Source organism: Micromonospora sp. NPDC049102, assembly GCF_043197485.1.
Classification (GTDB): domain Bacteria; phylum Actinomycetota; class Actinomycetes; order Mycobacteriales; family Micromonosporaceae; genus Micromonospora.
This window is the reverse complement of record NZ_JBICTE010000001.1, coordinates 361,597-384,966: the sequence shown is the minus strand read 5'-3', so window position 1 is coordinate 384,966 and position 23,370 is coordinate 361,597. Positions and strand designations below refer to the sequence as shown.

26 protein-coding genes are annotated in these 23,370 nt (G+C 73.1%); 18 read left to right on the top strand and 8 right to left on the bottom strand.

Annotated features, from left to right (window positions below):
* Positions 1-218: 218 nt before the first annotated feature.
* On the bottom strand, positions 219-479 hold the full coding sequence (locus ACGFH9_RS01820; protein WP_393213818.1) for a hypothetical protein: 261 nt from the start codon (positions 477-479) through the stop codon (positions 219-221).
* 458 nt (positions 480-937) lie between these two features.
* Between ACGFH9_RS01820 and ACGFH9_RS01815 the strand changes: the two genes are divergently transcribed.
* From ACGFH9_RS01815 to glmM, 7 genes are all read left to right on the top strand, one after another.
* Entirely contained in the window at positions 938-1,633 is a 696-nt protein-coding gene (locus ACGFH9_RS01815) for a class I SAM-dependent methyltransferase (protein ID WP_393213815.1), read from the top strand.
* An 83-nt stretch (positions 1,634-1,716) separates the two neighbouring features.
* Complete coding sequence (locus tag ACGFH9_RS01810; protein ID WP_393213812.1) at positions 1,717-1,980, top strand: DUF6364 family protein; 264 nt, start codon at positions 1,717-1,719, stop codon at positions 1,978-1,980.
* Complete coding sequence (locus ACGFH9_RS01805) at positions 1,964-2,257, top strand: hypothetical protein (RefSeq protein WP_393213809.1); 294 nt, start codon at positions 1,964-1,966, stop codon at positions 2,255-2,257. The genes ACGFH9_RS01810 and ACGFH9_RS01805 overlap by 17 nt, the downstream gene beginning before the upstream one ends.
* A 131-nt stretch (positions 2,258-2,388) precedes the next feature.
* The gene (locus tag ACGFH9_RS01800) at positions 2,389-3,774 is read left to right on the top strand and encodes an MFS transporter (protein ID WP_393213806.1); all 1,386 of its coding nucleotides are present in this window, start codon (positions 2,389-2,391) and stop codon (positions 3,772-3,774) included.
* A gap of 209 nt (positions 3,775-3,983) precedes the next feature.
* Entirely contained in the window at positions 3,984-4,427 is a 444-nt protein-coding gene (rplM, locus tag ACGFH9_RS01795) for a 50S ribosomal protein L13 (protein WP_053653864.1), read from the top strand.
* A 20-nt stretch (positions 4,428-4,447) separates the two neighbouring features.
* A complete protein-coding gene (gene rpsI, locus ACGFH9_RS01790) occupies positions 4,448-4,939 on the top strand; it encodes a 30S ribosomal protein S9 (RefSeq protein WP_393213802.1) in 492 nt (163 codons plus the stop codon).
* A gap of 116 nt (positions 4,940-5,055) precedes the next feature.
* On the top strand, positions 5,056-6,414 hold the full coding sequence (gene glmM / locus ACGFH9_RS01785) for a phosphoglucosamine mutase (RefSeq protein WP_393213799.1): 1,359 nt from the start codon (positions 5,056-5,058) through the stop codon (positions 6,412-6,414).
* A gap of 76 nt (positions 6,415-6,490) precedes the next feature.
* Here the strand turns inward: glmM and ACGFH9_RS01780 are convergent, their stop codons facing one another.
* Both ACGFH9_RS01780 and ACGFH9_RS01775 read right to left on the bottom strand, forming a co-directional pair.
* Complete coding sequence (locus ACGFH9_RS01780; RefSeq protein WP_393214232.1) at positions 6,491-7,675, bottom strand: pyridoxal phosphate-dependent aminotransferase; 1,185 nt, start codon at positions 7,673-7,675, stop codon at positions 6,491-6,493.
* Between the two features lie 46 nt (positions 7,676-7,721).
* Positions 7,722-8,663 carry an MmpS family transport accessory protein gene (locus ACGFH9_RS01775; RefSeq protein ID WP_393213796.1) on the bottom strand — a complete coding sequence of 314 codons (942 nt, stop codon included), beginning with the start codon at positions 8,661-8,663 and terminating at the stop codon, positions 7,722-7,724.
* A 239-nt stretch (positions 8,664-8,902) separates the two neighbouring features.
* On the opposite strand from ACGFH9_RS01775, the gene glmS reads away from it, so the two are divergent.
* Positions 8,903-10,816 (top strand): glutamine--fructose-6-phosphate transaminase (isomerizing), encoded by a 1,914-nt coding sequence (gene glmS / locus ACGFH9_RS01770; protein WP_393213793.1) that lies wholly within the window; start codon positions 8,903-8,905, stop codon positions 10,814-10,816.
* Between the two features lie 85 nt (positions 10,817-10,901).
* On the opposite strand, the gene ACGFH9_RS01765 is transcribed toward glmS, so the two are convergent.
* Both ACGFH9_RS01765 and ACGFH9_RS01760 read right to left on the bottom strand, forming a co-directional pair.
* On the bottom strand, positions 10,902-12,629 hold the full coding sequence (locus ACGFH9_RS01765) for an alpha/beta hydrolase (RefSeq protein WP_393213790.1): 1,728 nt from the start codon (positions 12,627-12,629) through the stop codon (positions 10,902-10,904).
* Entirely contained in the window at positions 12,626-12,922 is a 297-nt protein-coding gene (locus tag ACGFH9_RS01760; RefSeq protein WP_393213787.1) for a hypothetical protein, read from the bottom strand. Before ACGFH9_RS01760 ends, ACGFH9_RS01765 begins: the two co-directional genes overlap by 4 nt.
* A 175-nt stretch (positions 12,923-13,097) precedes the next feature.
* On the opposite strand from ACGFH9_RS01760, the gene ACGFH9_RS01755 reads away from it, so the two are divergent.
* From ACGFH9_RS01755 to ung, 6 genes are all read left to right on the top strand, one after another.
* On the top strand, positions 13,098-13,466 hold the full coding sequence (locus ACGFH9_RS01755) for a holo-ACP synthase (protein ID WP_393213784.1): 369 nt from the start codon (positions 13,098-13,100) through the stop codon (positions 13,464-13,466).
* Positions 13,467-13,521: 55 nt separating this feature from the next.
* A complete protein-coding gene (locus ACGFH9_RS01750; RefSeq protein ID WP_393213781.1) occupies positions 13,522-14,991 on the top strand; it encodes an NAD(P)H-hydrate dehydratase in 1,470 nt (489 codons plus the stop codon).
* Between the two features lie 80 nt (positions 14,992-15,071).
* The gene (gene alr / locus ACGFH9_RS01745; protein WP_393213778.1) at positions 15,072-16,190 is read left to right on the top strand and encodes an alanine racemase; all 1,119 of its coding nucleotides are present in this window, start codon (positions 15,072-15,074) and stop codon (positions 16,188-16,190) included.
* A complete protein-coding gene (locus ACGFH9_RS01740; RefSeq protein WP_393213775.1) occupies positions 16,190-17,293 on the top strand; it encodes an alpha/beta fold hydrolase in 1,104 nt (367 codons plus the stop codon). Before alr ends, ACGFH9_RS01740 begins: the two co-directional genes overlap by 1 nt.
* The gene (gene tsaE / locus ACGFH9_RS01735; RefSeq protein ID WP_393213772.1) at positions 17,290-17,772 is read left to right on the top strand and encodes a tRNA (adenosine(37)-N6)-threonylcarbamoyltransferase complex ATPase subunit type 1 TsaE; all 483 of its coding nucleotides are present in this window, start codon (positions 17,290-17,292) and stop codon (positions 17,770-17,772) included. Before ACGFH9_RS01740 ends, tsaE begins: the two co-directional genes overlap by 4 nt.
* Positions 17,773-17,841: 69 nt before the next feature.
* Complete coding sequence (gene ung / locus ACGFH9_RS01730; protein WP_393213769.1) at positions 17,842-18,543, top strand: uracil-DNA glycosylase; 702 nt, start codon at positions 17,842-17,844, stop codon at positions 18,541-18,543.
* 44 nt (positions 18,544-18,587) lie between these two features.
* Here the strand turns inward: ung and ACGFH9_RS01725 are convergent, their stop codons facing one another.
* Positions 18,588-19,292 (bottom strand): helix-turn-helix domain-containing protein, encoded by a 705-nt coding sequence (locus tag ACGFH9_RS01725; protein ID WP_393213766.1) that lies wholly within the window; start codon positions 19,290-19,292, stop codon positions 18,588-18,590.
* 375 nt (positions 19,293-19,667) lie between these two features.
* Between ACGFH9_RS01725 and tsaB the strand changes: the two genes are divergently transcribed.
* From tsaB to ACGFH9_RS01705, 4 genes are read left to right on the top strand one after another with little or no spacing between them, the layout of a single operon-like run.
* Positions 19,668-20,345, top strand: a complete 678-nt coding sequence (gene tsaB / locus ACGFH9_RS01720) for a tRNA (adenosine(37)-N6)-threonylcarbamoyltransferase complex dimerization subunit type 1 TsaB (protein WP_393213763.1) — start codon at positions 19,668-19,670, stop codon at positions 20,343-20,345.
* Entirely contained in the window at positions 20,342-20,824 is a 483-nt protein-coding gene (gene rimI, locus ACGFH9_RS01715) for a ribosomal protein S18-alanine N-acetyltransferase (protein WP_393213760.1), read from the top strand. Before tsaB ends, rimI begins: the two co-directional genes overlap by 4 nt.
* Positions 20,817-21,863 (top strand): tRNA (adenosine(37)-N6)-threonylcarbamoyltransferase complex transferase subunit TsaD, encoded by a 1,047-nt coding sequence (tsaD, locus tag ACGFH9_RS01710; protein ID WP_357126354.1) that lies wholly within the window; start codon positions 20,817-20,819, stop codon positions 21,861-21,863. Before rimI ends, tsaD begins: the two co-directional genes overlap by 8 nt.
* 14 nt (positions 21,864-21,877) lie before the next feature.
* Complete coding sequence (locus ACGFH9_RS01705; RefSeq protein WP_393214229.1) at positions 21,878-22,132, top strand: hypothetical protein; 255 nt, start codon at positions 21,878-21,880, stop codon at positions 22,130-22,132.
* A gap of 22 nt (positions 22,133-22,154) precedes the next feature.
* On the opposite strand, the gene ACGFH9_RS01700 is transcribed toward ACGFH9_RS01705, so the two are convergent.
* Positions 22,155-22,895 carry a DUF4142 domain-containing protein gene (locus ACGFH9_RS01700; protein ID WP_393213758.1) on the bottom strand — a complete coding sequence of 247 codons (741 nt, stop codon included), beginning with the start codon at positions 22,893-22,895 and terminating at the stop codon, positions 22,155-22,157.
* Between the two features lie 165 nt (positions 22,896-23,060).
* Positions 23,061-23,366 (bottom strand): DUF1707 domain-containing protein, encoded by a 306-nt coding sequence (locus ACGFH9_RS01695; RefSeq protein ID WP_393213756.1) that lies wholly within the window; start codon positions 23,364-23,366, stop codon positions 23,061-23,063.
* Positions 23,367-23,370: the final 4 nt, after the last annotated feature.

The window sequence follows — 23,370 nt, the reverse complement described above, 5'->3', positions numbered from 1 at the left end:
CCGGGCGTGAAGTGCCCGCAGGTCAGGACGGAGGCCCAGGGCGTACAGGTCGTCAACCGCGTCTTGCATGTTCGCGGCCAGGTGGCACGCCAGGGCGATCGAATGGCCGTAGAACTCGATCGCGAGGTGGAGCTGTGCCGGCGGGCACGGCCAGGGAGCGGCACAGTTGCGGCAGAGCCACGCCGGGCGCATCGGATGGTGCGGGCGAGGACGGCGGGTCATCGAACACGCACCGGACCGCGCCTGACGGGAGTGCGGGCGGTCGAGCGCCGGGCCGCCGGGGCGGACGTGTCCGGCCAGATCAGGCCCACGGGCATCACGAACAGGGGCCGGCGCGCGACCGCGTCGCCATTCGGGGCCAGCTCGTAGGCGTCGATCCACAAGCACCCGTCGTACGTCGGCCAGTCGAGCACGCGAATCACGCGGACGAAGATCGGGCGCAGGAACTGCACACTCGCGGCACGGGTCAGGTGCAGCACATCACCCGCGTGTGGCCTGCGCGGTGTGGGCTTCGGTGCGGGTCGCCGATCCGGCGGCTTGTCCGGCACGGCACTCTCCCCCTGCTCGTCACTGTGGGAAAGGGGCCGCCCCGCGATGCTCACCCGTCCACATCTTGGACAGTTTCCGTTAGCCGAGAACGGAAACTGTCCAAGATCTGAACGGGCCAAGGGGCGGCCCCTGTACGAACGCGTCCGCCGGGTCTGGTCCCTACCGGCCGCGCCGCCTGGGGCCGGCGTGGGTCTTCGGGCCAGCGGCTTGGCGGGCGTTCGTCGGTATGGCGAAGGCACACGACCCGGCCTGAACAGCTTGACCCAGCAGGCCCCCGGCTCCTGAGACCCAAAGATGGCGCCGGGGGCTTTCGCGTGTCCAGGGTCGGCGGCGTCGAACCAGTGAGCTTATAATGTGGGAAATCTTTCCCAAAGAATGGGAGTGCGCGATGGGTGTGGTGGACGTCTTCGACGCGGTGGCCGGCACCTACGACGAGGCGCGACGGCGGCTCGTGCCCTGCTTCGACGCCTTCTACGGCGCGGCCGTCGAGGTGGCCGCGCCACCGCTGCGCGCCGCGCTGGCGGCTGGTCGTACCCCCGAGGTGTTGGACCTGGGCGCGGGCACCGGGCTGCTCTCGCTGCTGCTCGCCGCGGCGGTGCCCGGGGTACGACTGACCCTCGTGGACGCCGCGCCCGCGATGCTCGCCCGCGCCACCGCCGAGCTGGCGGCGCGGTCGGTGCCGCACCGGACGGTCCGGGCGGACCTGTCCGACGAGTTGCCGCCCGGCCGGTACGACGCGGTGGTCAGCGCGCTGGCGATCCACCACCTGGACGACGCCGGCAAGCGGGCGCTCTACCGGCGGGCCGCCGCCACCCTGGCGCCCGGTGGGGTGTTCGTCAACGCCGAGCAGGTCGCGGGGCCGACTCCCGCGCTCGACCGGCGCTACGACGAGGTGTGGATGGCGCGGATCGCCGAGTTGGGGTCGTCGCCGCAGGAGATCGCCGCCTCCCGGGACCGCATGCGCTACGACCTCCCGGCGACCGTCGCCGACCAGTGCCGGTGGCTCGCCGAGGCCGGCCTGGACGACGTCGACTGCTACTTCAAGGAGTGGCGCTTCGCGGTGTTCGGCGGACGTGCCCGCTGACGATATGGACCTTTCGACACCCGGGAGCGAGCCGGCCGGCGCGTGGATGACTGACAGTCATACCGATGGGTAGTCTCGGCGGCATGACTGCCAAGGTGACGCTCTCGTTCACGGACGAGACGATCGAGGAGGCCCGGCGCTTCGCCAAGCGCGAAGGGCTGTCCCTTTCGGCGTGGATGGACCAGGCGGCCCGGGAGAAGGCGCTGCGCGAGGTCTTCACCGCGCACGCCGCCGCCGTGGGCCGAGCCGGCCTCGACCTGGAGTCCGCCGCCCTCGCCGACGCCCGCGAGGTGGGCATGGTCGACGACCTCTTCCTCGGCGGACCGCCGCGTGCTGCGCAGGGGTGAGGTCTGGCGCATCGAGGGTGCCCGTGAACGCCTCGGCCTCGTGGTCAGCTCGGACGTCTACAACTCCACCGACGTCCCTATCGTGATCGTCGTCGAGGTGGTCGAGGAGTCGCTGCTGCGCGACTCGCCCCTGGCCGTGCCGATGGGCCCGTACGTGGTGATGCCCGACCGGATCTCCTCGCCGATGAAGAAGTGGTTCACCGAGTGCGTGGACGTCGCCGACACCGAGACCATGCTCCGGGTCGGCCGCGCGCTGCGCATCCTCGCGCAGCTCTGAATGCGGGCACCTCACCATCGCCGTCCGGCCGTGGTGCGGTAGCCGTTTCCCGGCCGACCCGTGACGGGCACTGCCAGGTAACCCCGTCTCCCTAGCGTCTCCGATCGTCAGATCGACGAGGAGGAGCCGCCGTGAGCACGCTCACCAGCATCGCAGTCACCGCCGAGCCACCTGCCGTCGTCGGGCGTCGGCCCCCGCTTTCCGACTGGCGGCCCGAGGACCCCGACTTCTGGCGTACGACGGGCGCGCCGATCGCCCGCCGCAACCTCTGGGTGTCGATCTTCGCCGAACACGTCGGCTTCTCCGTGTGGAGCCTCTGGTCGGTCACCGTGCTCTTCCTCGGCCCCGCGTACGGCATCGACCCGGCCGGGAAGTTCCTGCTCACCGCCGTGCCGGCCGCGCTGGGCGCGGTGCTGCGGCTGCCGTACACGCTGGCGGTGGCCCGCTTCGGCGGGCGACGCTGGACGACCATCAGCGCTCTCCTGCTGCTGATCCCGACGGTGCCGATGACGGTGCTGCTGGAACCCGGGGTGTCCTACTCCACCCTCATGGTGCTGGCCTGCCTCACCGGCGTCGGTGGCGGCAACTTCGCCTCCTCGATGGCGAACATCAACCTCTTCTACCCCCAGCACCTCAAGGGTCGCGCCCTCGGGCTCAACGCCGGCGGCGGCAACCTGGGCGTACCGGCGGTGCAGCTCGTCGGCCTGGCGGTGCTGGCCACCGCCGGCGCCGCGTACCCCCGACTGGTGCCCGCGGTCTACCTGCCGCTGATCGTGCTGGCCGCGCTGGCGGCGGCCCGCTGGTTGGACACCGTGCCCGGGGCCCGCAACGAGCCGGGAGCGCTGCGCGAGGCCGCCCGGGACCCGCACACCTGGATCATGTCGCTGCTCTACATCGGCACCTTCGGGTCGTTCATCGGGTTCGGCTTCGCCTTCGGTCAGGTCCTCCAGCTCCAGTTCGCCGACCGGTTCCCCACCCCCGTCGACGCCGCCTGGCTGACCTTCCTCGGGCCGCTGATCGGTTCGCTGATCCGGCCGCTGGGCGGGCACTTCGCCGACCGGCTCGGCGGAGCCCGGGTGACCTTCTGGAACTTCGTCGCGATGGCCCTCGGCGCGGGCGCGGTGCTGTACGCGGCACGCGAGCGCTCGTTCGGGCTCTACCTGGCCGGGTTCCTGGCCCTCTTCGTCTTCTCCGGGGTCGGCAACGGCTCCACGTACAAGATGATCCCGGCGATCTTCCGGGCCCGGGCGGCGGACGCGGTGGCCAACGGCACGCGCGACCCGGAGGACGCCGCGCGGTGGGCGCGACGGATGACCGGCGCGTTGATCGGGATCGCCGGCGCGATCGGCGCCTCCGGCGGGGTGCTGGTCAACATCGCCTTCCGCCAGTCGTTCCTCAGCTCCGGCAACGCGGACGCCGCCTACCTGGCGTTCATCGGCTGGTACGCGATGTGCTTCGCGGTGACCTGGGTCGCCTACCGTCGCCCGGGGTCGTCCAACCGGCTCGCCGGCGTGTGAGCTGGGTCATGCCCGGCGCGCCGGAGTGCGGCGACAGACCCCCGTTTTGACCTGCCGATGGGGCGCCGGGTATCGTTGCCTGCTGTTGTACGACATCCAGAGGCGTGCCCTATCAGGTACGCTTGGTCGTTCGTGCGCGCTGGTCCGGCCTGCTAGATCTGGTCACCTCGGCGCGCGACCCCAGACCGACGACGAGACAAGGTAGACCTGTGCGTACGTACAGCCCGAAGCCGGGTGAGATCGAGCGTCAGTGGCACGTCATCGACGCCTCTGATGTCGTGCTGGGCCGCCTGGCCACCCACGCCGCCACGTTGCTGCGTGGTAAGCACAAGCCGACTTTCGCGCCGCACGTCGACACGGGCGACTTCGTCGTCATCGTGAACGCGGGCAAGGTCGCGCTGACCGGCAACAAGCGCCAGACCAAGGTCGCTTACCGCCACTCGGGTTACCCGGGTGGTCTCAAGCAGATCGGCTACGACGAGCTGCTGACCAAGCGTCCCGAGCGGGCCATCGAGCTGGCTGTGAAGGGGATGCTCCCGCACAACAAGCTCGGCCGTCAGCTGATCAAGAAGCTGAAGGTCTACGCCGGTGCCGAGCACCCGCACCTCGCGCAGCAGCCGGTGCCGTTCGAGATCAAGCAGATCGCGCAGTGAGCGCGGGCGAAGGAAGCAGCATGACCGACATCATCGAGACCGAGGTCGCCCCGGAAGCCTCTGAGGCCTCTGAGGCCCCTGAGGCCACCGAGGCGCCGGCGCCCGTTGCCCGCGCGCCTCGTGGTGACCGGCCGATCCAGACCGTGGGCCGCCGCAAGGAGGCCATCGTCCGGGTCCGCATCGTCCCCGGCACCGGCAAGATCACCTGCAACGGCCAGGACCTCGAGGCCTACTTCCCGAGCAAGGTGCACCAGCAGCTCATCAAGGAACCGCTGGTCACCGCCGAGAAGCTCGAGCAGTTCGACGTCATCGCCAACCTGCGTGGCGGCGGCACCACCGGCCAGGCCGGTGCGCTGCGGCTGGGCATCGCCCGCGCGCTGATCATCAACGAGCCGGACGACCGCCCGGCCCTCAAGAAGGCCGGCTTCCTCACCCGTGACGCCCGGGTCAAGGAGAGCAAGAAGTACGGCCTCAAGAAGGCCCGCAAGGCTCCCCAGTACTCGAAGCGCTGATCTTTCCCAGCGCGTTGTACTTCTGACGGACGGCCGGTCCGCCTCCCCCGACCGGGGAGGTGGACCGGCCGTTCCGCTTTCTCCTCATCGCAGTTGCTCATCGGAGGTTGGCGGGTATGGGTCGGTTGTTCGGCACGGACGGCGTACGCGGGCGGGCGAACGCGGATCTCACCCCTGAGTTGGCGCTCGCGCTCGCTGTGGCCGCCGCGCACACGCTCGCCGAGACGGACCGCAGTCACCCGCCACTCGCCGTCGTCGGCCGGGACACCCGGGCCAGCGGCGAGATGCTGGAAGCCGCCGTCGTGGCCGGGCTGACCAGCGCCGGCGCGAACGTGGTGCGCGTCGGAGTGCTGCCCACCCCGGCGGTGGCGTTCCTCACCGCGGAGGCGAAGGCCGATCTGGGCGTCGTGCTCTCCGCGTCGCACAACCCGATGCCGGACAACGGCATCAAGCTCTTCGCCGCCGGTGGTCACAAGCTGGCCGACGAGATCGAGATGAAGATCGAGGCTGCGGTGGAGGCGAACGCCACCACCGCCTGGGACCGCCCGATCGGCGCCGGCGTCGGCCGGGTGCACGACCTGCTCGACGGCGCTGACCACTACGTGCAGCACCTGGTCGGCGCACTGCCGCACCGGCTGGAAGGGATCAAGGTCGTCGTCGACTGCGCCAACGGCGCGGCGAGTGAGGTGGCCCCGGTCGCCTACCGGGAGGCTGGCGCCGAGGTCGTCGCGATCCACGCCGAGCCCGACGGCCTGAACATCAACGACGACTGCGGCTCCAACCACATCGAGGCCCTGCGTGAGGCCGTGGTGCAGCACGGCGCCCACCTGGGCATCGCCCACGACGGCGACGCCGACCGGATCGTGGCGGTCAGCGCCGACGGCGACGAGGTCGACGGCGACCAGGTCATGGCGATCCTCGCGCTGGCCATGCGGGAGGCCGGCACCCTCACCCAGGACACCCTGGTGGCGACCGTGATGAGCAACCTCGGTCTGCGCCTGGCGATGTCCGCGCAGGGCATCCGGCTGGTCGAGACCAAGGTCGGTGACCGCTACGTGCTGGAGGAGCTGCGCGCCTCCGGTCTGGCGCTCGGCGGCGAGCAGAGCGGCCACATCGTCATGCCCGCCCACGCCACCACCGGCGACGGGGTGCTCACCGGTCTGCACCTGATGGCCCGGATGGCCGCCACCGGCCAGTCGCTCGCCGAGCTGGCCTCGGTGGTCACCAAGCTGCCGCAGGTGCTGATCAACGTTCCGGTCGGCGACCGGACCGTCGGGGCCAACGCGCCGGCCGTCCGCGCCGAGGTCGAGCGTGCCGAGGCGGAGCTGGGGGAGACCGGGCGGGTGCTGCTGCGCCCGTCGGGCACCGAGCTTTTGGTCCGGGTGATGGTCGAGGCCGCCACCGAGGCGACCGCCCGCGAGGTCGCCGAGCGGATCGCCGCCCTGGTGCGTACGGCCAGCCCCGCCGCGTCGTAGTCGACCGCACGCCAGACCCGCCGGGTCTTCACCGTCTGCACGCCGTGCTGGCCGGGCTTCCGGCCGGCACGGCCTGTCAGCGGGTCAGGGCGCGCAGCCGGGTGACCGCCTCGGCCAGCACCTCCGGACGCTTGCAGAACGCGAACCGGACCAGTCGCCGACCAGCCTCGACGTCGTCGTAGAACACCTGGGTGGGCACCGCCACGACGCCGCAGCGCTCCGGCAGCGACCGGCAGAACTCCATCCCGTCGGTGCCACCGAGGGCGGTGACGTCGGCGGTGACGAAGTACGTGCCCTCCGGTGTCAGCACATCGAATCCCGCGTCGACGAGGCCACCCATGAGCTGGTCGCGGCGCTGCTGGAGCCCGTCGCGGAAACCCGTGTAGTAGTCGTCGGGCAGGGCCAGCGCCACGGCGACCGCCGGTTGCAGCGGCGCGGCGTTGACATAGGTGAGGAACTGCTTCACCCGCAGCACCGCCGAGACCAACGCCGCCGGGCCGCTCACCCAGCCGATCTTCCAGCCCGTGCAGGAGAACGTCTTGCCGGCCGACGAGATGCGCAGCGTCCGCTCCCGCATTCCGGGCAGCGTCGCCAGCGGCACGTGAGGGCTGGACGCGTCGGTGAACACCAGGTGCTCGTACACCTCGTCGGTGACCGCGTACGCGTCGTACTCCTGGCACAGCTCGGCCACCAACGCCAACTCGGCCGGCGTGAACACCTTGCCGGTCGGGTTGTGCGGCGAGTTGAGCAGCACCAGTCGCGTACGCGGCCCGAACGCCGCCCGCAGTGCCGCCGGGTCGAAGGCGTACCGGCCGTCCGCACCGGGACGCAACGTGACCGGCCGCCGGACCGCGCCGGCCAGCGCGATCGAGGCGGCGTACGAGTCGTAGTACGGCTCGAAGCACACCACCTCGTCGCCCGCTTCGCACAGAGCGAGGATGCTGGCCGCCACCGCCTCGGTCGCACCCGCCGTGATCACGATCTCGCCGTCCGGGTCGTACGCCAGGTCGTAGAACCGGCGCTGGTGCGCCGCGACGGCCGCGCGCAGAGCGGGAATGCCCGGACCGGGCGGGTACTGGTTCTGCCCGCCGCGCAGCGCCTCGGCGGCGGCGGCCAGCATCTCCGGCGGGCCATCGGTGTCCGGGAAGCCCTGGCCGAGGTTGACCGCCCCGGTCCGCACGGCGAGCGCGGACATCTCGGCGAAGATCGTCGTGCCGAACGGCCGCATCCGGGCCACCAGCGGGTCGACATCGGTGCTCATCGTCACCTGCGCCAGCCTACGGTCACCCGCTGATCCGACTCCAGTCTCACTCGGGCTCGCATCTGGCCCCGTACCAGCTCTCGCTCTCGTAGGCCACTGGTTGGCCGGCGCCGGTGATCGTGACGGTGCAACCGAGAGGCCCGGGATCGTCGATGCCGGGCCAGTCGGCCTCGACCATGACCCTGCTCTTGCCGTTGGTGCGGATGGTCATGCGCCAGGGCAGTTTCGCGCCGTCGACGTGGATGAGATCGCTCTCGGCGTCGAAGTACGCGATGTCGGCTTTGCCGACTCCGGTGACCTCGTAGACCACCGTCACCGGCGCGGGACCCGAGGTCGGGCGGGTGATCGGCTTCTTGGTGGGCCCTGCGGTGGTGGTGTCCGGAACGGGAGAGCCGGGTGGGCTGGGTTCCGGCGCCATGCTCGGCGGCCAGGTGTCGTCGCCGAACGGGTCGTTGTCGTACGGGTCCTCGGCGACCGAATCCGGCACCAGTTGGCCGAGCAGGGGTCCGGCCACACACACGCAACCGCAGCCGAGGAGGGCGAGAGCCGCGACGACCGCGACGACGATCCCGACCACCCGACCGCTTCCGCCACCGGGACTCTTGGCCGGCGGATAGCCGGGATAGAGATAGGGCGGTGGGTAGCCGGGCGGTGGGTAGCCCGGTGCCGGGTAGCCCGACGGCGGATAGCCGGCCGCAGGGTGCTCCGGCGGCGGGGGTGGTGGCCAGGGGCCGGCTGCGGCGGGAGCGGGCGTCCACTGGGTGCCGGTGGCGTCGGGTGTCCACGCGGACGAGGGCGGGGGCGCCCAGGGCGCCGAGGGTGCCCAGGGCTGGCCCGGCGCCATCGGACCCGGCGTCGGGAAGGCGTCCGGCGCGGCCCAGCCGGGCGTCGGCTCCGGCGGCGTCTGCCCGGGCGTCGGCTCCGGCGGCGTCGGGGTGGGGTCGGGTGATGGCGTCGAAGACGGATCGGGCGGCGGCGCGTCGGACATGGCTGCTCCGGGCGGGAGTGGGTAAGGGGTCAACGAGCCAGGGCAGCGCGTGCCGAGCCCGCCGGCAGACTGTCGTACGCGCCGGCCGTCCCGCAACCCCGTCCGGTCGGTGGCGCGGTGAGCGGGCTCGTGACACTCGTCCCATTGCGGCCCGACAACAACCGATCGCTCAAATCCGGTGCTTGTTTAGCCGTCTTTCGAGCACCCATGATGAGCGAAACTGGGTTAGGCTGCGGGCCATGTGTGGAATCGTGGGATACGCCGGTGCGCGCCCGGCACTGAGCATCGTGCTCGACGGGCTGCGTCGGCTGGAATACCGGGGTTACGACTCGGCGGGCGTCGCCATCGTCTGTGACGGCCAGCTGCTGACCGAGAAGAAGGCCGGCAAGCTCGCCAACCTGGAGAAGGTGCTCTCCGAGCGTGCCGCCGACGACCCGACCTCCTGCGCGGCCAGTCCGATCGGCATCGGTGACGGCACCACCGGCATCGGCCACACCCGGTGGGCCACCCACGGTGGGCCGACCGACCGCAACGCCCACCCGCACCTCGCCCCCGACGGCCGCGTCGCGGTGATCCACAACGGCATCATCGAGAACTTCGCCAGGCTCCGTGCCGAGCTGGAGGCCGACGGCGTCCAGTTCACCAGCGACACCGACACCGAGTGCGCCGCGCACCTGCTCTCCGCCGCGCTGGCCGACCTGCGGGCCGCCGGCCAACCGGACAGCCCGCAGCTGCTCGCCGCCGGCATGCGCGTCGTGTGCCAGCGGTTGGAGGGCGCGTTCACCCTGCTCGCGGTCGACGCCAGCGTGCCCGGTGCGGTCGTCGGCGCCCGGCGCAACTCGCCGCTGGTCGTCGGCCGGGGTGACGGCGAGAACTACCTGGCCAGCGACGTGGCCGCGTTCATCGAGCACACCCGCGAGGCGGTGGAGCTGGGTCAGGACCAGATCGTCCTGATCACCGGCGACAGCATCGAGATCACCGACTTCGACGGTCAGCCCGCCAGCGGCAAGGACTTCCACATCGACTGGGACTCGTCGGCCGCCGAGAAGGGCGGTTACGACTGGTTCATGCTCAAGGAGATCGAGGAGCAGCCCCAGGCCATCGCCGACACTTTGCTCGGCCGGCTCACCGAGAGCGGCGAGATCGCCCTGGACGAGGTCCGCCTCAGCGACCAGGATCTGCGCGACGTCGACAAGATCTTCATCGTGGCCTGCGGCACGGCGTACCACGCCGGCATGGTCGCCAAGTACGCCATCGAGCACTGGACCCGGATCCCCTGCGAGGTGGAGCTGGCCAGCGAGTTCCGCTACCGCGACCCGGTCCTCGACCGGTCCACGTTGATCGTGGTGATCTCGCAGTCCGGCGAGACGATGGACACCCTGATGGCACTGCGCCACGCCAAGGAGCAGAAGGCCCGGGTGCTGGCGATCTGCAACACCAACGGCTCGACCATCCCCCGTGAGTCGGACGCCGTGCTCTACACCCACGGCGGGCCGGAGATCGCCGTCGCCTCCACCAAGGCGTTCCTCACCCAGGTCGTCGCCTGCTACCTGATCGGCCTGCACCTGGCCCAGGTACGCGGCATCAAGTTCGCCGACGAGGTGGGCGCGGTGGTCGCGCAGTTGCAGGAGATCCCCGGCAAGCTGCGCGAGCTGCTCGACCGGATCGAGCCCGTCCGTGAGCTGGCCCGAGAGCTGAAGTCCGAGCCGACGGTGCTGTTCATCGGCCGGCACGTCGGCTACCCGGTGGCCCTGGAGGGCGCGCTCAAGCTCAAGGAGCTGGCGTACATGCACGCCGAGGGCTTCGCCGCCGGTGAGCTGAAGCACGGCCCGATCGCCCTGATCGACAACGGCACCCCGGTGATCTGCGTGGTGCCGTCCCCGGTGGGCCGGGGCATGCTGCACGACAAGGTCGTCTCCAACATCCAGGAGGTCCGGGCGCGCGGCGCGCGGACCATCGTGATCGCCGAGGAGGGCGACGAGGCCGTCGTCCGGTACGCCGACCACCTGATCTACGTGCCGCGTACGCCCACCCTGCTGGCTCCGCTCGTCACCACGGTGCCGCTCCAGGTCTTCGCCGCCGAGATCGCCGCCGCCCGGGGGCACGACGTGGACCAGCCCCGCAACCTGGCCAAGTCGGTCACCGTCGAGTAGACGCCTCCCACGTCCGGAGCCCCGGCGCGCCGTACCCGCGGTGGCCGGGGCTCCGTCGTCCGTACCCGTCCCGGGACCGGAGCCGTCACCGGCCCAGCACGACGCGGGCCATCCCGTCCAGCGCCGGATTGTCCGGCTCCCAGTAGCCGGCATGCCCGCCCCGCCCGCTGGAGAACACCCGGCCGCCGAACCCGGCATCCGCCGGATCGTGGCCGAACCACAGCTCGTGGCCGGTCCGATCCGGCCAGCCCAGTACCGCGGCGAGCGGAGCGGCGCCGAGCACGGCCGGACGGACCAGCTCGTCCACCGGCCGGGCCAGGCGGATCACGTCGTCGGGGGCACTGCTGGCCCACACCTGCCCGGCCGGAATGCCCAGCTCGTCGGCGTGCGCCACGCCCACCCCGGGGGAGCCGACGAACATCAGCGCGTCGGCTGCCAACCCGTGCTCGCGGGCGGCCATGCCCACCACCAGCGACCCGTAGCTGTGCCCGAGCACCGTCTGCCGGGCCGGCGGCCCCTCGTGGGTGGCCCGCAGCCCCTCCTGGAAACGGTGCAGCGCCGGTCCGGCGTCCCGGGCCTGGCTGGCCGACGCCGCCTCGGTCAGGAAGTCCGGTGCGTCGTAGTCCAGCCACAGCACGGCCGCGCTGCGCTCACCCGGCACGAGCGCCGCGCAGCGCTCCAGCACCCGGGCGGCCCGACCCAGCTCGCCAGGGGCGTCGTCCAGCCCAGCGGTCATCCCCGGCACATACGTGAGCACCTGATCGGCGTGGTCGGGGTCGTCGAGCGCCACCACCACCCGCCCCTCACCGGTCGGGTCCAACCCCAGCAGGTACGCCCGCGGTGCCCCGCCGGCCAGTCGCTCGGTGAGCGCGTCCAGGCCGGCCAGCCGACCCGCGACCGCGCGCAGTCGCACCGATTCGAGCGGCCCCGGCGGCACCCGGGCCAGCAACCGCCGCCGCTCGATGAGCAACTCCTCGCGCCGCACGCCGAGCAGCAGGCGGTTGGCCTGGTCGCGGGCCGCCACCGGTACCCCGTCCAGACCACCGACCAGCGCCGGCTCGTGGCCGACCAGCCACCGCCGCTGGGCCGGAGTCAGCCCGGACCACCAGGCGCGCACCACCGGTGGCGACGCACCGGCGGCCGGTCGGCCGGGCGGTGGCGGGGACGCCCACCCGGTGCCGGCGGAACGGGTCAGCTCGGCCAACCGGTCGGCGGCGGCCCGGTCCGCCGCGTCCGCCCGCCCGATCGCCGTGCGCAGAGCCGCCGCCACTCCCGCCGCCGCGATGCCCGCCGCCGCGCCCGCACCCACGCCGGCCGCCGACGCCGTCGCCGCGCCGGCCAACGCGCCTCCGGCCGCCCCGCCGTCTCCCGCCCCGGCCGGTGCCCCGACGCCCGCCCCCGATCCCGGCGCTGACCAGCCGGGTGCCGGCACGCCGGCGGACGCGGGTTGCGCCGAATCCATCCGCACAGCGCCGTTGCGGTCCACCGCCAGGCCGGCTGCCTCGGCCCGGGTGACCGCCTCCGCCAGCTGGGCCTTCGCCACGGTGAGCTGCCGGGCCAGCTCGGCCAGCGCCTGGTCCGCCTCGATCAGCGCCGGTGCCACCGAGGTCAGCTCGTCGCGGAGACCGCCGAGCCGGCCGTCGGCCGCCGTGGCGGCCACCCCGGACCAGCCACCCCGCAGCCGCCCGGCGGCCCCGGCCAGCTCACCGGCGTACCGGTCGACCGGCCCGGTCAACCCGGCCCAGGCGGTGCCGGCAGCCCGCCAACCCGCCGGATCCGCGGCCCAGAGCTGCCGATAGCCGACCCCGCTCACCGGGGCACGGCGGCGAAGCGGCCCGCCGCCCGGTCGTCCACCGTCTCGTACGCCTCGGCCGCCGCACGGACCCCACCGGCGGTCGCCGCCACGTCCGCGCCCAACCGGCAGAACCAGGCGTGCCCGGCCGCCTCCAGCCCGGCCAGCGCCACGGCCGACCGCCAGCCCGGTGCCGGCACCAGCAGCCCCGGGACCCGCGCCAGACCCGCCGTCAACCGGTACGCCTCGTCGTCGAGCGCGCGGGCCACAGCGCGCAGCTCCTGCGGCCGGACGTCGAACGGCTCCTCGGCCATGACCCCACCCCCGTGCTCGATCGGCACCGACGCGCTGAACGCTAGGGGGCGCCGAACCGTCCCGGAGTGCCCTGTGGACGCACCGGCTGCGGCCGTACCCCGGTGTGTCCACAGGCGTTGCCCACGGCGGGCCCGACGGCTAATCTGCCGCCCCGACCGCCGGTAGGGTGATCTGGTGATCGTCGCTGTCGGCCTCGACGTCGTCCTGGTGGACCGGTTCACCCGGTCGCTGGCGCGGACGCCGCTGCTCGCCGACCGGCTCTTCACCGCGCCGGAGCGGACCACCCGCTCCGGCGGTCCGCGCTCGCCGGAGTCGCTCGCCGCCCGCTTCGCGGCGAAGGAGGCTGTCGCCAAGGCGCTCGGCGCTCCGGCCGGCCTGCGGTGGCACGACTGCGAGATCGTGCCCGACGAGGACGGGCGGCCCTGGCTGAGCGTCTCGGGGACCGTCGCGGCGGTGGCCGCCGAGCGTGGGATCAACCACTGGCACCTCTCGCTGTCACACGACGGCGGGATCGCGTCGGCGATGGTGGTCGCGGAACGGTGACCTCGGCCGGGTGGGCCGCGTCGGCCGACCCGCGGAACGGATGGGACACGGTGACATGAGACCGGTGTGGCGGGTGGCCGACGTACGGGCGGCCGAGGCGGGGCTGATGGGCACGCTGCCGGAGGGCACGCTGATGCAGCGGGCCGCGGCCGGGCTGGCCCGACGGGCCGCGCTGCTGCTCGCCGAGCGCGGCGGCGTGTACGGCGGCCGGGTGCTGCTGCTCGTCGGCTCCGGCGACAACGGCGGCGACGCGCTCTACGCCGGCGAGCGGCTGGCCTGCCGGGGCGTCGAGGTGTCCGCCCTGCTGCTCACTCCGGGACGGGCGCACGCCGCGGGGCTGGCCGCGCTGCGGGCCGCTGGCGGCCGGTTGGTCGACCGCCCCGCCGGTCCCGTTGACCTGGTCCTCGACGGCATCGTCGGTATCGGCGGCACAGGTGGGTTGCGCGCGAACGCGGACGAGATCGCCCAGCGGCTGAACGACCTGCGCGGGCGCGACGGCCAGCGGGCCACCGTCCTGGCCGTGGACGTGCCGAGCGGGGTGGCGGTGGACACCGGGCACGTGCCACTGGGCGCGTCCGGCCGACCTGTCGCCGTCCGCGCCGACGTGACCGTCGCCTTCGGCGCGCTCAAGCCCGCCCTCGTGGTCGGCCCGGCCGCCGCGCTGGCCGGGCAGGTGGAGCTGGTCGACATCGGGCTGCGGCCCTGGCTGCGGGGCACCCCCGCGCTGAACGTCACCGAGTGGTCCGACCTTCAGCGGTGGTGGCCCGAGCTGGGTGCCGCGTCGGAGAAGTACACCCGGGGTGTGGTGGGGGTGGCGACCGGCTCGGCGACGTACCCGGGCGCCGCGGTGCTCTCCGTCGGCGGGGCGCTGGCCGGGCCGACCGGCCTGGTCCGGTACGCCGGTGGGGCTCGTGCCGAGGTGCTGCACCAGCACCCCTCGGTGATCGCCACGCCGCGGGTGGCCGACGCCGGCCGTGTGCAGGCGTGGGTGTGCGGCTCGGGGTTGGGCACCGGCGACGACGCGGCGGCCGAGTTGCGGGCCGTCCTCGCGACCTCGGTGCCGGTGGTCCTCGACGCGGACGCGCTGACCCTGCTGGTGGACGGCGCACTCGCCGACCGGCTGCGCGGCCGGGACGCCCCGATCGTCGTCACGCCTCACGACCGGGAGTTCACCCGGCTGTGCGGGGAGGAGCCCGGCGCCGACCGGGTCGGGTCGGCGCTGCGACTGGCCGCCTGGATGAACGCGGTCGTGCTGCTCAAGGGGGACCGCACGGTGATCGGCACGCCGGACGGCCGGGCGTACGTCAACCCGACCGGCACCCCGGCGCTGGCCACCGGCGGCACCGGCGACGTGCTGGCCGGGCTGCTCGGCTCGCTGCTGGCGGCCGGGGTGCCGGCGGACCGGGCGGCCGCCGGGGCCGCGTACCTGCACGGGCTGGCCGGTCGGGAGGCGGCCCGCGGCGGCCCGGTGACCGCGCCCGACGTGGTGACCGCGCTGCGCCCGGTCATCGCCAGGCTGGGCTGATCGTCCCGTCCCCATCCGATCGGTGTGCCGGGCCGTGCGTCGCCGCCCACGGTGATCAGGCTGGAAAGTAGGCTGGGCGCATGTGGCAGGCCGAGGTACGCGTCGATCTTGACGCCATCCGCGAGAACGTGAGCCGACTGCGTGCCGGCACGACCGCCGAGCTGATGGCGGTGGTGAAGGCCGACGGGTACGGCCACGGCATGCTGCCGGCCGCCCGGGCCGCGCTGGGCGCGGGGGCCGACTGGCTCGGTGTCTGCACCCTCGACGAGGCGCTCACGCTGCGTCAGGCCGGGATCACCGCGCCGGTGCTGGCGTGGCTGCTCGCGCCCGGGCTGCCGCTGCACGAGGGGGTCGGCGCGGGAGTGGATCTCGCCGCCGCCAGCCTCTCGCAGCTCGACGAGATGGTCGCGGCGAGTCAGCGTGCCGGCCGCCCCGCCCGGCTGCACCTGAAGATCGACACCGGGCTGTCCCGGGGCGGCGCCACCGTCGCCGACTGGCCGGCCCTGCTCGACGCCGCCGCCAAGGCCCAGGCCGACGGCCTGATCGAGGTGGTCGGCGTCTGGAGCCACTTCGTGTACGCCGACATGCCCGGTCACCCGACCACCGACCGGCAGCTCGCCGTCTTCCACGAGGGACTGGCCATGGTCGAGCGGGCCGGTCTGCGTCCCCACTGGCGACACCTGGCCAACTCGGCGGCTACTCTGACCCGCCCCGACACGCACTTCGACCTGGTCCGTCCCGGGCTGGCCATCTACGGCCTGTCCCCGGTGGCCGGCGAGACGTACGGGCTGCGACCGGCGATGACCGCCCGCGCCCGGGTGATGCTCACCAAACGGGTACCCGCCGGCACCGGCGTCTCCTACGGCCACACCTACACCACACGGTCCGACGCCAATCTCGCCGTGGTGCCGCTCGGGTACGCCGACGGTGTGCCCCGACACGCGTCCAACAGCGGCCCGGTGCAGCTCGCCGGCGCACGGCGCACGATCGCCGGACGCGTCTGCATGGACCAGTTCGTGCTCGACTGCGGCGACGACCCGGTGGCCGACGGCGACGTGGCGACCCTGTTCGGCAGTGGCGCCGACGGCGAGCCGACGGCCGACGACTGGGCCGAGGCGGTCGGCACGATCAACTACGAGATCGTCACCCGGTTCGGTGGCACGCGGGTGCCGCGCGTCTACGACGGTGAGCGCCCCTGATGGCGTACCGCATCCCGCGCCCGCGGACCGCGGCCGGCCGCGTCGCCGGCCTGGTCGGTGCCGCGGTCGGGGTGGCGGCGGCCGGTCTGGCCGCCGGCGTCGCGACCGAACGCACCCTGGTCCGCCGGCTGAAGACCGACCCGACCGACCGGTACGCGCAGGAGACGTTCGGCGAGCAGCGGTACGACGAGGCGTTCCGACTGGAGCTGCCGGACGGCACCGACATCCACGTCGAGGTGGTCGAGCCGACCCGCCCGGTGCGGGGGCACCCGACGGTGGTGCTGGTGCACGGCTTCTGCCTGGACATGGGCACCTTCCACTTCCAGCGCAAGATGCTCGCCGCGCGCGGTGACTACCGGATCGTGGCGTACGACCAGCCCGGTCACGGCCAGTCCGGCCGCTTGGAGACCGGTGAGTACGATCTGGCCGTGCTCGGCCGGACTCTGCGCCAGGTGATCGACCGGGTCGCCCCGGAGGGGCCACTGGTGCTGGTCGGCCACTCGATGGGCGGCATGACCATCATGGCGTTCGCCGAGCTGTTCCCGGAGCTGTTCGGCGACCGGGTGGTGGGCACGGTGCTGATGGCCACGTCGGGCGGGCTCGTCGCGGAGACCAAGCTCGTTGCTCCGGCGCTGCTGGGCCGGGTCGGTGGCCCGGTGCTGTACATGGTCAGCAACGCCACCCGGTACGGCGGCCCGGTGATCGACAAGGCCCGCAAGTCGACGTCGAACGTGGCCTGGCTGCTGACCCGCAAGTACGGCTTCGGCACCCGCAAGCCCAGCTCTCGGCTGGTGTCCTACGTGGAGACCATGAACTCCCGGACCTCGGCCGACACGGTGACCCGCTACCTGCGGACGCTCGCCACGCACTCGCGCTTCCCGGCGCTGGCGGCGTTGGCGAACGCGCCGGTGCTGGTGGTCGTCGGCGACAAGGACATGATCACGCCGGTGACCCACTCTGAGGAGATCGTCCGGCGGCTGCCGCACGCCGAGTTCATCAAGATCAAAGAAAGTGGTCACGTGGTGATGCTGGAGCACGCCGACGAGGTCAACGCCGCGCTGGAGCGGTTCCTCGAGTCACTGCAGAGCATGGAGGACCGGTGAGTTTCGTCGTCAAACTGTCGACCGTCGAGGACACTCGGGAGTTCGGCCGCCGGCTGGCCGGGCTGCTGCGGGCCGGTGACCTGGTGCTGTTGACAGGCCCGCTGGGCGCCGGCAAGACCGCGCTCACCCAGGGCATCGGCGCCGGGCTCAACGTCCTCGGTGACGTCACCTCGCCGACGTTCGTGATCGCCCGCCTGCACCGGCCCGACCCGGCCCGAGGTGGCCGGGTGGCACTCGTGCACGCCGACGCGTACCGGCTGGGCGCCGCCAGCGACCCGCGCGCCGAGATCGACGACCTGGACCTGGACGCCTCGGTGGACGAGTCGGTGACCGTGGTCGAGTGGGGCGAGGGCCTGGTCGAGCAGCTGGTCGACGCGCACCTGCGGGTCCGCATCGACCGCCGCGACGACGACACCCGGGTCGTCGAGCTGGATCCGGTCGGTGGCGACTGGGCACGGCGGCTGGCCGGGCTGGGTTAGGTCGGCGCGGCGCTGTCGGACCTGGTGCCTAGAGTGCGGGGGACCGACCCGCGCTGGAAGAGGTTCCTGATGTCCGACGATGCCCCCGCCCTGGATCTGCTGGCGCTGCTGCCGGAGCAGTGGCGTGCCGTGCTCACCCCGCACCTCGATCCGGCCCGTACCGCCGCGCTGGCCGAGTTCGTCGCCCGGGAGTACGCGACGCAGACCGTCTTCCCGCCGGTGGAGGATCTCTTCTCGGCGTACCGGCTCTGCCCGCCGGAGGCCACGCGGGTTCTCATCCTCGGTCAGGACCCCTACCACCGGGCCGGGCAGGCGCACGGGTTGAGCTTCAGCGTCCGCGAGGGTGTGTCGGTGCCTCCGTCGCTGCGCAACGTCTTCAAGGAGTTGGGCGAGGACGTGGGCGTGCCCAAGCCGCGCAGCGGCAACCTCGACGGCTGGGCAGCGCAGGGTGTGCTGCTGCTCAACGCGGTGCTGACCGTGCGTCAGGCCACCCCCGGCTCGCATGCCAACTCGGGCTGGGAGGAGTTCACCGACGCCACCATCCGAGCGCTGGACGCTCTGCCGGACCGGGTGGTCTTCCTCCTCTGGGGCGGTTACGCCCGCAAGAAGGCGGGCCTGGTCACCAACCCGCGGCATGTCGTCCTGGAGGCCGGGCACCCGAGCCCGATGAACCCGCGCGGCTTCCTCGGCAGTCGTCCGTTCAGCGCGGCCAACAAGGCCCTCGCCGACGCCGGCCGACCCACCGTCGACTGGGAGCGCACAGCCGGCTGACTCTGGCCCGCACCGCCGGTTGGCCCCCGGCCCGCACCGCCGGGTCAGTCCCCGGTGGCGCGGCGCCGGTCCCGGTAGCGGCGCAGCAGGTCGGCGGCCCGCGGCTCGGTCAGCTCCAGTTCGACCAGCGGCACCACCCGGTAGTCCCGCCCGCCGTGGCGCACCTCGACCGTCTCGGGCAGCTCGTCGCACATGGTCGCCCTGATCTCGCCGTACAGGGTCGACCAGCGGTGCTCGCCCGGCTCCTCCGGCTCCAACCACACGCCACCGAACTCTTCCCAGCGGGCGTTCCAGCGCTGACCGTAGTGCGCCGCCAGCCACGCGGTGAACCGCTTCGAGTCCTCCCAGCGCAGCGCGATCTCCACCGCGTCGACCGGCAGCGGCGCGCCCTGCAACACGGCCGCCGTGCTGCCGGTCAGTGCCTGGGGGAAGTCCTTGAGCGCGTCCATCATCCGATCCAGTCCCAGATCGTCGATGCGCTCGGCGATCGGCCGGGCCGCCAGTTCGTCGATGCGGGCGTCGAGGTGCGTGTCCAGCGGCTCGACCCCGACCACCAACTGCACGTCCATCGCGGCGAACAACCGCTCCAGCACCGGGATGCTCGGCGAGCGCTCGCCGCGTTCGATCCGGGCCACCGCCGTCTGGCTGACCTCGGCGAGCCCGGCGAGCTGACGCTGGCTCAGCTCGCGTCGTTGACGTTGGTGCCGGAGTGCGGCGCCGAGCAGGTTGCCGAGGTGAGTCGATGGCATCCCGGCATGCTGGCTCAGATCGCGGCGTTCCCGACAGCCCTGCGGCGGATTGACGACTCGTCGCGATCCGGGCCGAGAACAGCGTGGGTTCGTGCCTCCGGCTGGTCGGCGGTGGTCGCTCCGGTGATTGGCGGCCCCGCCCGCCGCCGGTGGCCCGGGCGTGTCGCGGGGGCGGTGCGGCACGAGAATCCGCAGCGGCGGTCACCCGCCGGGTCCCGCTGGCGGTGCCGGCTCCGGCGGGGTACGCGCCCACCGACCGCGAGTATGGATGCAGCCACTGGTCGAGGGTCCGCGGCGGCGGCCCGCGGCCGACCCCGCGGTCACGGGGGCGGGGCGTGAACCTGGGCGGTGGCGGGGCCGCTAGGCTGGCTAACCGTGCTCGTACTCGTGGTGGACAGCTCGACCCCCGCGGTGACCGCAGCGTTGGTGGAGATCTCGGCGGACGGCGTGACGTCCCGGGCCCACCGGTGCACGGTCGATGCCCGCGCGCACGGTGAACTGCTCGCGCCTCAGATCGACGCGGTCCTCGCCGACGCCGGCGCGCGCCCGCGTGACCTGGGCGCGATCGTCGCCGGGCTCGGCCCAGGACCGTTCACCGGGCTGCGGGTCGGCCTGGTCACCGCCGCCACGATGGGGCAGGTGCTCGGCGTGCCGACGTACGGCGTCTGTTCGCTCGATGCGATCGGGTACCCGGCGGCCGCCGGCGAGCCGGTGCTGGCCGCCAGCGACGCCCGCCGCAAGGAGCTGTACTGGGCTGTCTACGACGGCGCCGGTCAGCGGATCGTCGGACCCGAGGTGTCCGCGCCTGCGGTGGCCGCCGCGCGGGCCCGGGAGCTGGGAGCGACGGTCGCGGTCGGCGACGGAGCACACCGGTACGCCGAAGCTCTGGACCTGCCGGTGCGGTTCGAGCCGCGTTACCCAGATGCCACCGTGCTGGCGCTGCTCGCCGCCGAACGAATCCGTGCCGGAGCGCCCGGTGAAGGGCTCACCCCGCTCTACCTGCGCCGTCCCGACGCCGTGGCGGCCACCGGCCGCAAACCGGTCCTGCCGTGACGCCGGTACGGCTGGAACGGTTCCGCTGGTGGCACGTCGAGCAGGCGATGCCGATCGAGGCGGACCTGTTCGGCGCCGGACAGTGGTCGCCCGGCATGTTCTGGAACGAACTGGCCAACGGGCACCACTACCGGATCGCGGTCGACACCGACGGGACGGTGCTCGGGTACGCAGGGCTGGCCGGCGCTCCTCCGGACGAGGTGTGGGTGCAGGTCATCGCCGTCCGGCGGGACGTCCAGCGGCGTGGCATCGGCCGCGTGCTGTTGGAGGAACTGCTCGCCGAGGCGGACCGTCGGGGCGCCCGCAGCACCCTGCTGGAGGTGGCCGTGGACAACGCCGCCGCCCAGCGGCTCTACGCGACGTACGGGTTCGAGCCGATCGGGGTGCGTCGCGGCTACTACCAACCGAGCAACACCGACGCGCTGGTCATGCGGCGCGACGCCGAGCCGACCGGGGACGGACCACACGACCATGGCTGACGAACCGCTGATCCTGGGCATCGAGACCTCGTGCGACGAGACCGGCGTCGGCATCGTGCGCGGACACACCCTGCTGGCCGACGCGCTCGCGTCAAGCGTCGAGGAGCACGCCCGATTCGGGGGAGTGGTGCCCGAGGTGGCCAGCCGTGCCCACCTCGAGGCCATCGTGCCGACCATGCAGCGGGCGCTGACCGACGCCGGCGTCACGCTGGCCGACATCGACGCCATCGCGGTCACCTCCGGGCCCGGTCTGGCCGGCGCGCTGCTCGTCGGAGTCGCCGCCGCCAAGGGGTACGCGCTCGCCGCCGAGAAGCCGGTGTACGGCGTCAACCACCTCGCCGCGCACGTGGCGGTGGACACCCTGGAACACGGTCCGCTCCCGGAGCCCGCCATCGCGCTGCTGGTCTCCGGCGGGCACTCGTCCCTGCTACTGGTCGACGACCTGGCCCGGGGCGTCACCCCGCTCGGCGCCACCATCGACGACGCGGCCGGCGAGGCGTTCGACAAGGTCGCCCGCCTGCTCGGGTTGCCGTTCCCCGGCGGCCCGCCGATCGACCGGGAGGCCCGGGCCGGTGACGCTGCCTCGATCGCCTTCCCGCGGGGCCTGACCGCCGCGAAGGACCTGGCCGCCCACCGGTACGACTTCTCGTTCTCCGGGTTGAAGACGGCGGTGGCCCGTTGGGTGGAGGCACGGCAGCGTGCCGGTGAGCCGGTGCCCGTGGCCGACGTGGCCGCGTCCTTCCAGGAGGCGGTCTGCGACGTGCTGACCAACAAGGCGATCGCCGCCTGCCGGGCACAGGGCATCGACACGTTGGTGATCGGCGGGGGAGTGGCGGCGAACTCCCGGTTGCGGGCGCTGGCCGAGGAACGGGCCGAGAAGTACGGCATCCGGGTGCGGGTGCCGCGGCCGAAGCTCTGCACCGACAACGGGGCGATGGTGGCCGCGCTCGGATCGCACCTGGTCGCCGCCGGTGTCGCGCCGAGCCGGCTGGACCTGCCGGCCGACTCGGCGCTGCCGTTGACCACGGTCAGCGTGTGACGGGGACACCGAAGATGATCGTGCGGATGTGGGAGGCGCGCGCCGAGGCGTACGGCGTCGCCGACCTGATCACCTGGGTGTGCGACACCGCCCTGCCCGAGCTGGAGCACGACCCGCTACACGTGTCCAGCGAGGTCTTCTCGTCCACCGACCACCGGGTGGTGGTCATCTCCAAGTGGCGCAGCAACCCGCGTCCGCTGCCGGAACCGCCCGCCGTACTGGTGGCCCGCGCCCCGCACTCCTGGGACTTCACCCAGGTCGACCGCTGACGGGGGCCACCTCGACGGTTGGTCAGCTGCGGCGCAGCATCCGGTAGGTGGCGATCCCGCCGGTGCCGAGCGCGGCGAGGAAGACCAGCCAGACGACGGTGCTGCTGACCCCGACCTGCGGGCCGGTGTTCGCCGAGGCGGCGGCCAGCAGACCGTCCTTGCCAGGGGCGGGCAGCGCGGCCGGCGGCAGTTCGGGCCAGCGGACCAGTCCGGTGGACTCCAGCATCTGCATGTGGTGCTGCACGAAGGCGTTGGCCGTCTCGCAGAGCTTGCGAACTGTCGCGTCGCGGGTGCTGGCCCGCACCGCGCCGATCACCGGGAAGATCTTGCCGTGGGCCACCCGGAGCCGGGTGACGAAGATCTGGTCGAACCGGGCGCCGGAGGCCTTCTGCATCTCGGCCAGCCAGCCCTTCTGCTCGGCGGTCGGCTCGGTGGGAATGGACGCGCCGAGCTTGTTCGCGGCGTCCACGACGAGCTGGTCGAGCTTCTGGTGCTCGCCGGCGATGCCGGCCCCGATCTCCCGTACCTTCGCCGACTGTCCCTTTTCGGTGGCCATCTGGCCGGCCGGCATCTCCCACAGCCCGGCCAACCGCACACCGTTGAGCAGCGTCATGTCGGCGGCGTTGAGCTGTTGCCCCCCGGCGGGGGCGGCGATGGCCACGCCGGGCAGGACACCGATCCCCGCGACGATCGCGATGAGCAACATCGCCGCTCGGTGCGTCCGGTTGCCCGGCCGGCGGCGGGCCAATCTGAGCGGTGCCATGTCTGCGGTGCCTCCTCGGTCCGGACCGAAACGCGTCTGGACCGGGCAGCCGCATCCTGCCGGCTGCCCGTCCGCCCACTGGTACGGACTGATCGTCCGATCAGTTCATCGGTGCGGGCCGCGATCTGCGGACCTCACGGCGCGCGGGGGCAGCGGCGACGCGGATCAGCGGGTGACAGCGAGGAAGCCGCCGAGCAGCAGCAGGGTGAGCGCGGCGACGGCGAAGAGGACCAGCAACTCCCGGCGTCCGTGCCCGAGCCCACCGTCGTCCGTCGCCGCGGCCGCGGGGTCGGGCAGCGCCGGCAGGTCCCGCGTCAGCGCGGCCAGGTCGCCGAGAGTGCGGGAGGTCCACACCGCGCCGACCCGCTCGGAGAACTCGTCCAGGGTGAGGCGGCCCGCCGTCGTGTGCCGGTGCAGATCGGCGACCACCCGGTGGCGGTCGTCGTCGGAGGCGCGCAGCTCGACGTCCACGCCG

What these genes read in the sequence shown, in the direction of transcription:
- ung (WP_393213769.1), top strand. Translation starts at nt 17,842, where the DNA reads ATGTCCGACGATGCCCCCGCCCTGGATCTGCTGGCGCTGCTGCCGGAG.
- ACGFH9_RS01815 (WP_393213815.1), top strand. Translation starts at nt 938, where the DNA reads ATGGGTGTGGTGGACGTCTTCGACGCGGTGGCCGGCACCTACGACGAG.
- alr (WP_393213778.1), top strand. Translation starts at nt 15,072, where the DNA reads ATGTGGCAGGCCGAGGTACGCGTCGATCTTGACGCCATCCGCGAGAAC.
- ACGFH9_RS01750 (WP_393213781.1), top strand. Translation starts at nt 13,522, where the DNA reads ATGAGACCGGTGTGGCGGGTGGCCGACGTACGGGCGGCCGAGGCGGGG.
- tsaD (WP_357126354.1), top strand. Translation starts at nt 20,817, where the DNA reads ATGGCTGACGAACCGCTGATCCTGGGCATCGAGACCTCGTGCGACGAG.
- ACGFH9_RS01705 (WP_393214229.1), top strand. Translation starts at nt 21,878, where the DNA reads ATGATCGTGCGGATGTGGGAGGCGCGCGCCGAGGCGTACGGCGTCGCC.
- ACGFH9_RS01780 (WP_393214232.1), bottom strand. Translation starts at nt 7,675, where the DNA reads ATGAGCACCGATGTCGACCCGCTGGTGGCCCGGATGCGGCCGTTCGGC.
- ACGFH9_RS01760 (WP_393213787.1), bottom strand. Translation starts at nt 12,922, where the DNA reads ATGGCCGAGGAGCCGTTCGACGTCCGGCCGCAGGAGCTGCGCGCTGTG.
- ACGFH9_RS01740 (WP_393213775.1), top strand. Translation starts at nt 16,190, where the DNA reads ATGGCGTACCGCATCCCGCGCCCGCGGACCGCGGCCGGCCGCGTCGCC.
- ACGFH9_RS01775 (WP_393213796.1), bottom strand. Translation starts at nt 8,663, where the DNA reads ATGTCCGACGCGCCGCCGCCCGATCCGTCTTCGACGCCATCACCCGAC.
- rpsI (WP_393213802.1), top strand. Translation starts at nt 4,448, where the DNA reads ATGACCGACATCATCGAGACCGAGGTCGCCCCGGAAGCCTCTGAGGCC.
- ACGFH9_RS01725 (WP_393213766.1), bottom strand. Translation starts at nt 19,292, where the DNA reads ATGCCATCGACTCACCTCGGCAACCTGCTCGGCGCCGCACTCCGGCAC.
- ACGFH9_RS01700 (WP_393213758.1), bottom strand. Translation starts at nt 22,895, where the DNA reads ATGGCACCGCTCAGATTGGCCCGCCGCCGGCCGGGCAACCGGACGCAC.
- ACGFH9_RS01810 (WP_393213812.1), top strand. Translation starts at nt 1,717, where the DNA reads ATGACTGCCAAGGTGACGCTCTCGTTCACGGACGAGACGATCGAGGAG.
- glmS (WP_393213793.1), top strand. Translation starts at nt 8,903, where the DNA reads ATGTGTGGAATCGTGGGATACGCCGGTGCGCGCCCGGCACTGAGCATC.
- glmM (WP_393213799.1), top strand. Translation starts at nt 5,056, where the DNA reads ATGGGTCGGTTGTTCGGCACGGACGGCGTACGCGGGCGGGCGAACGCG.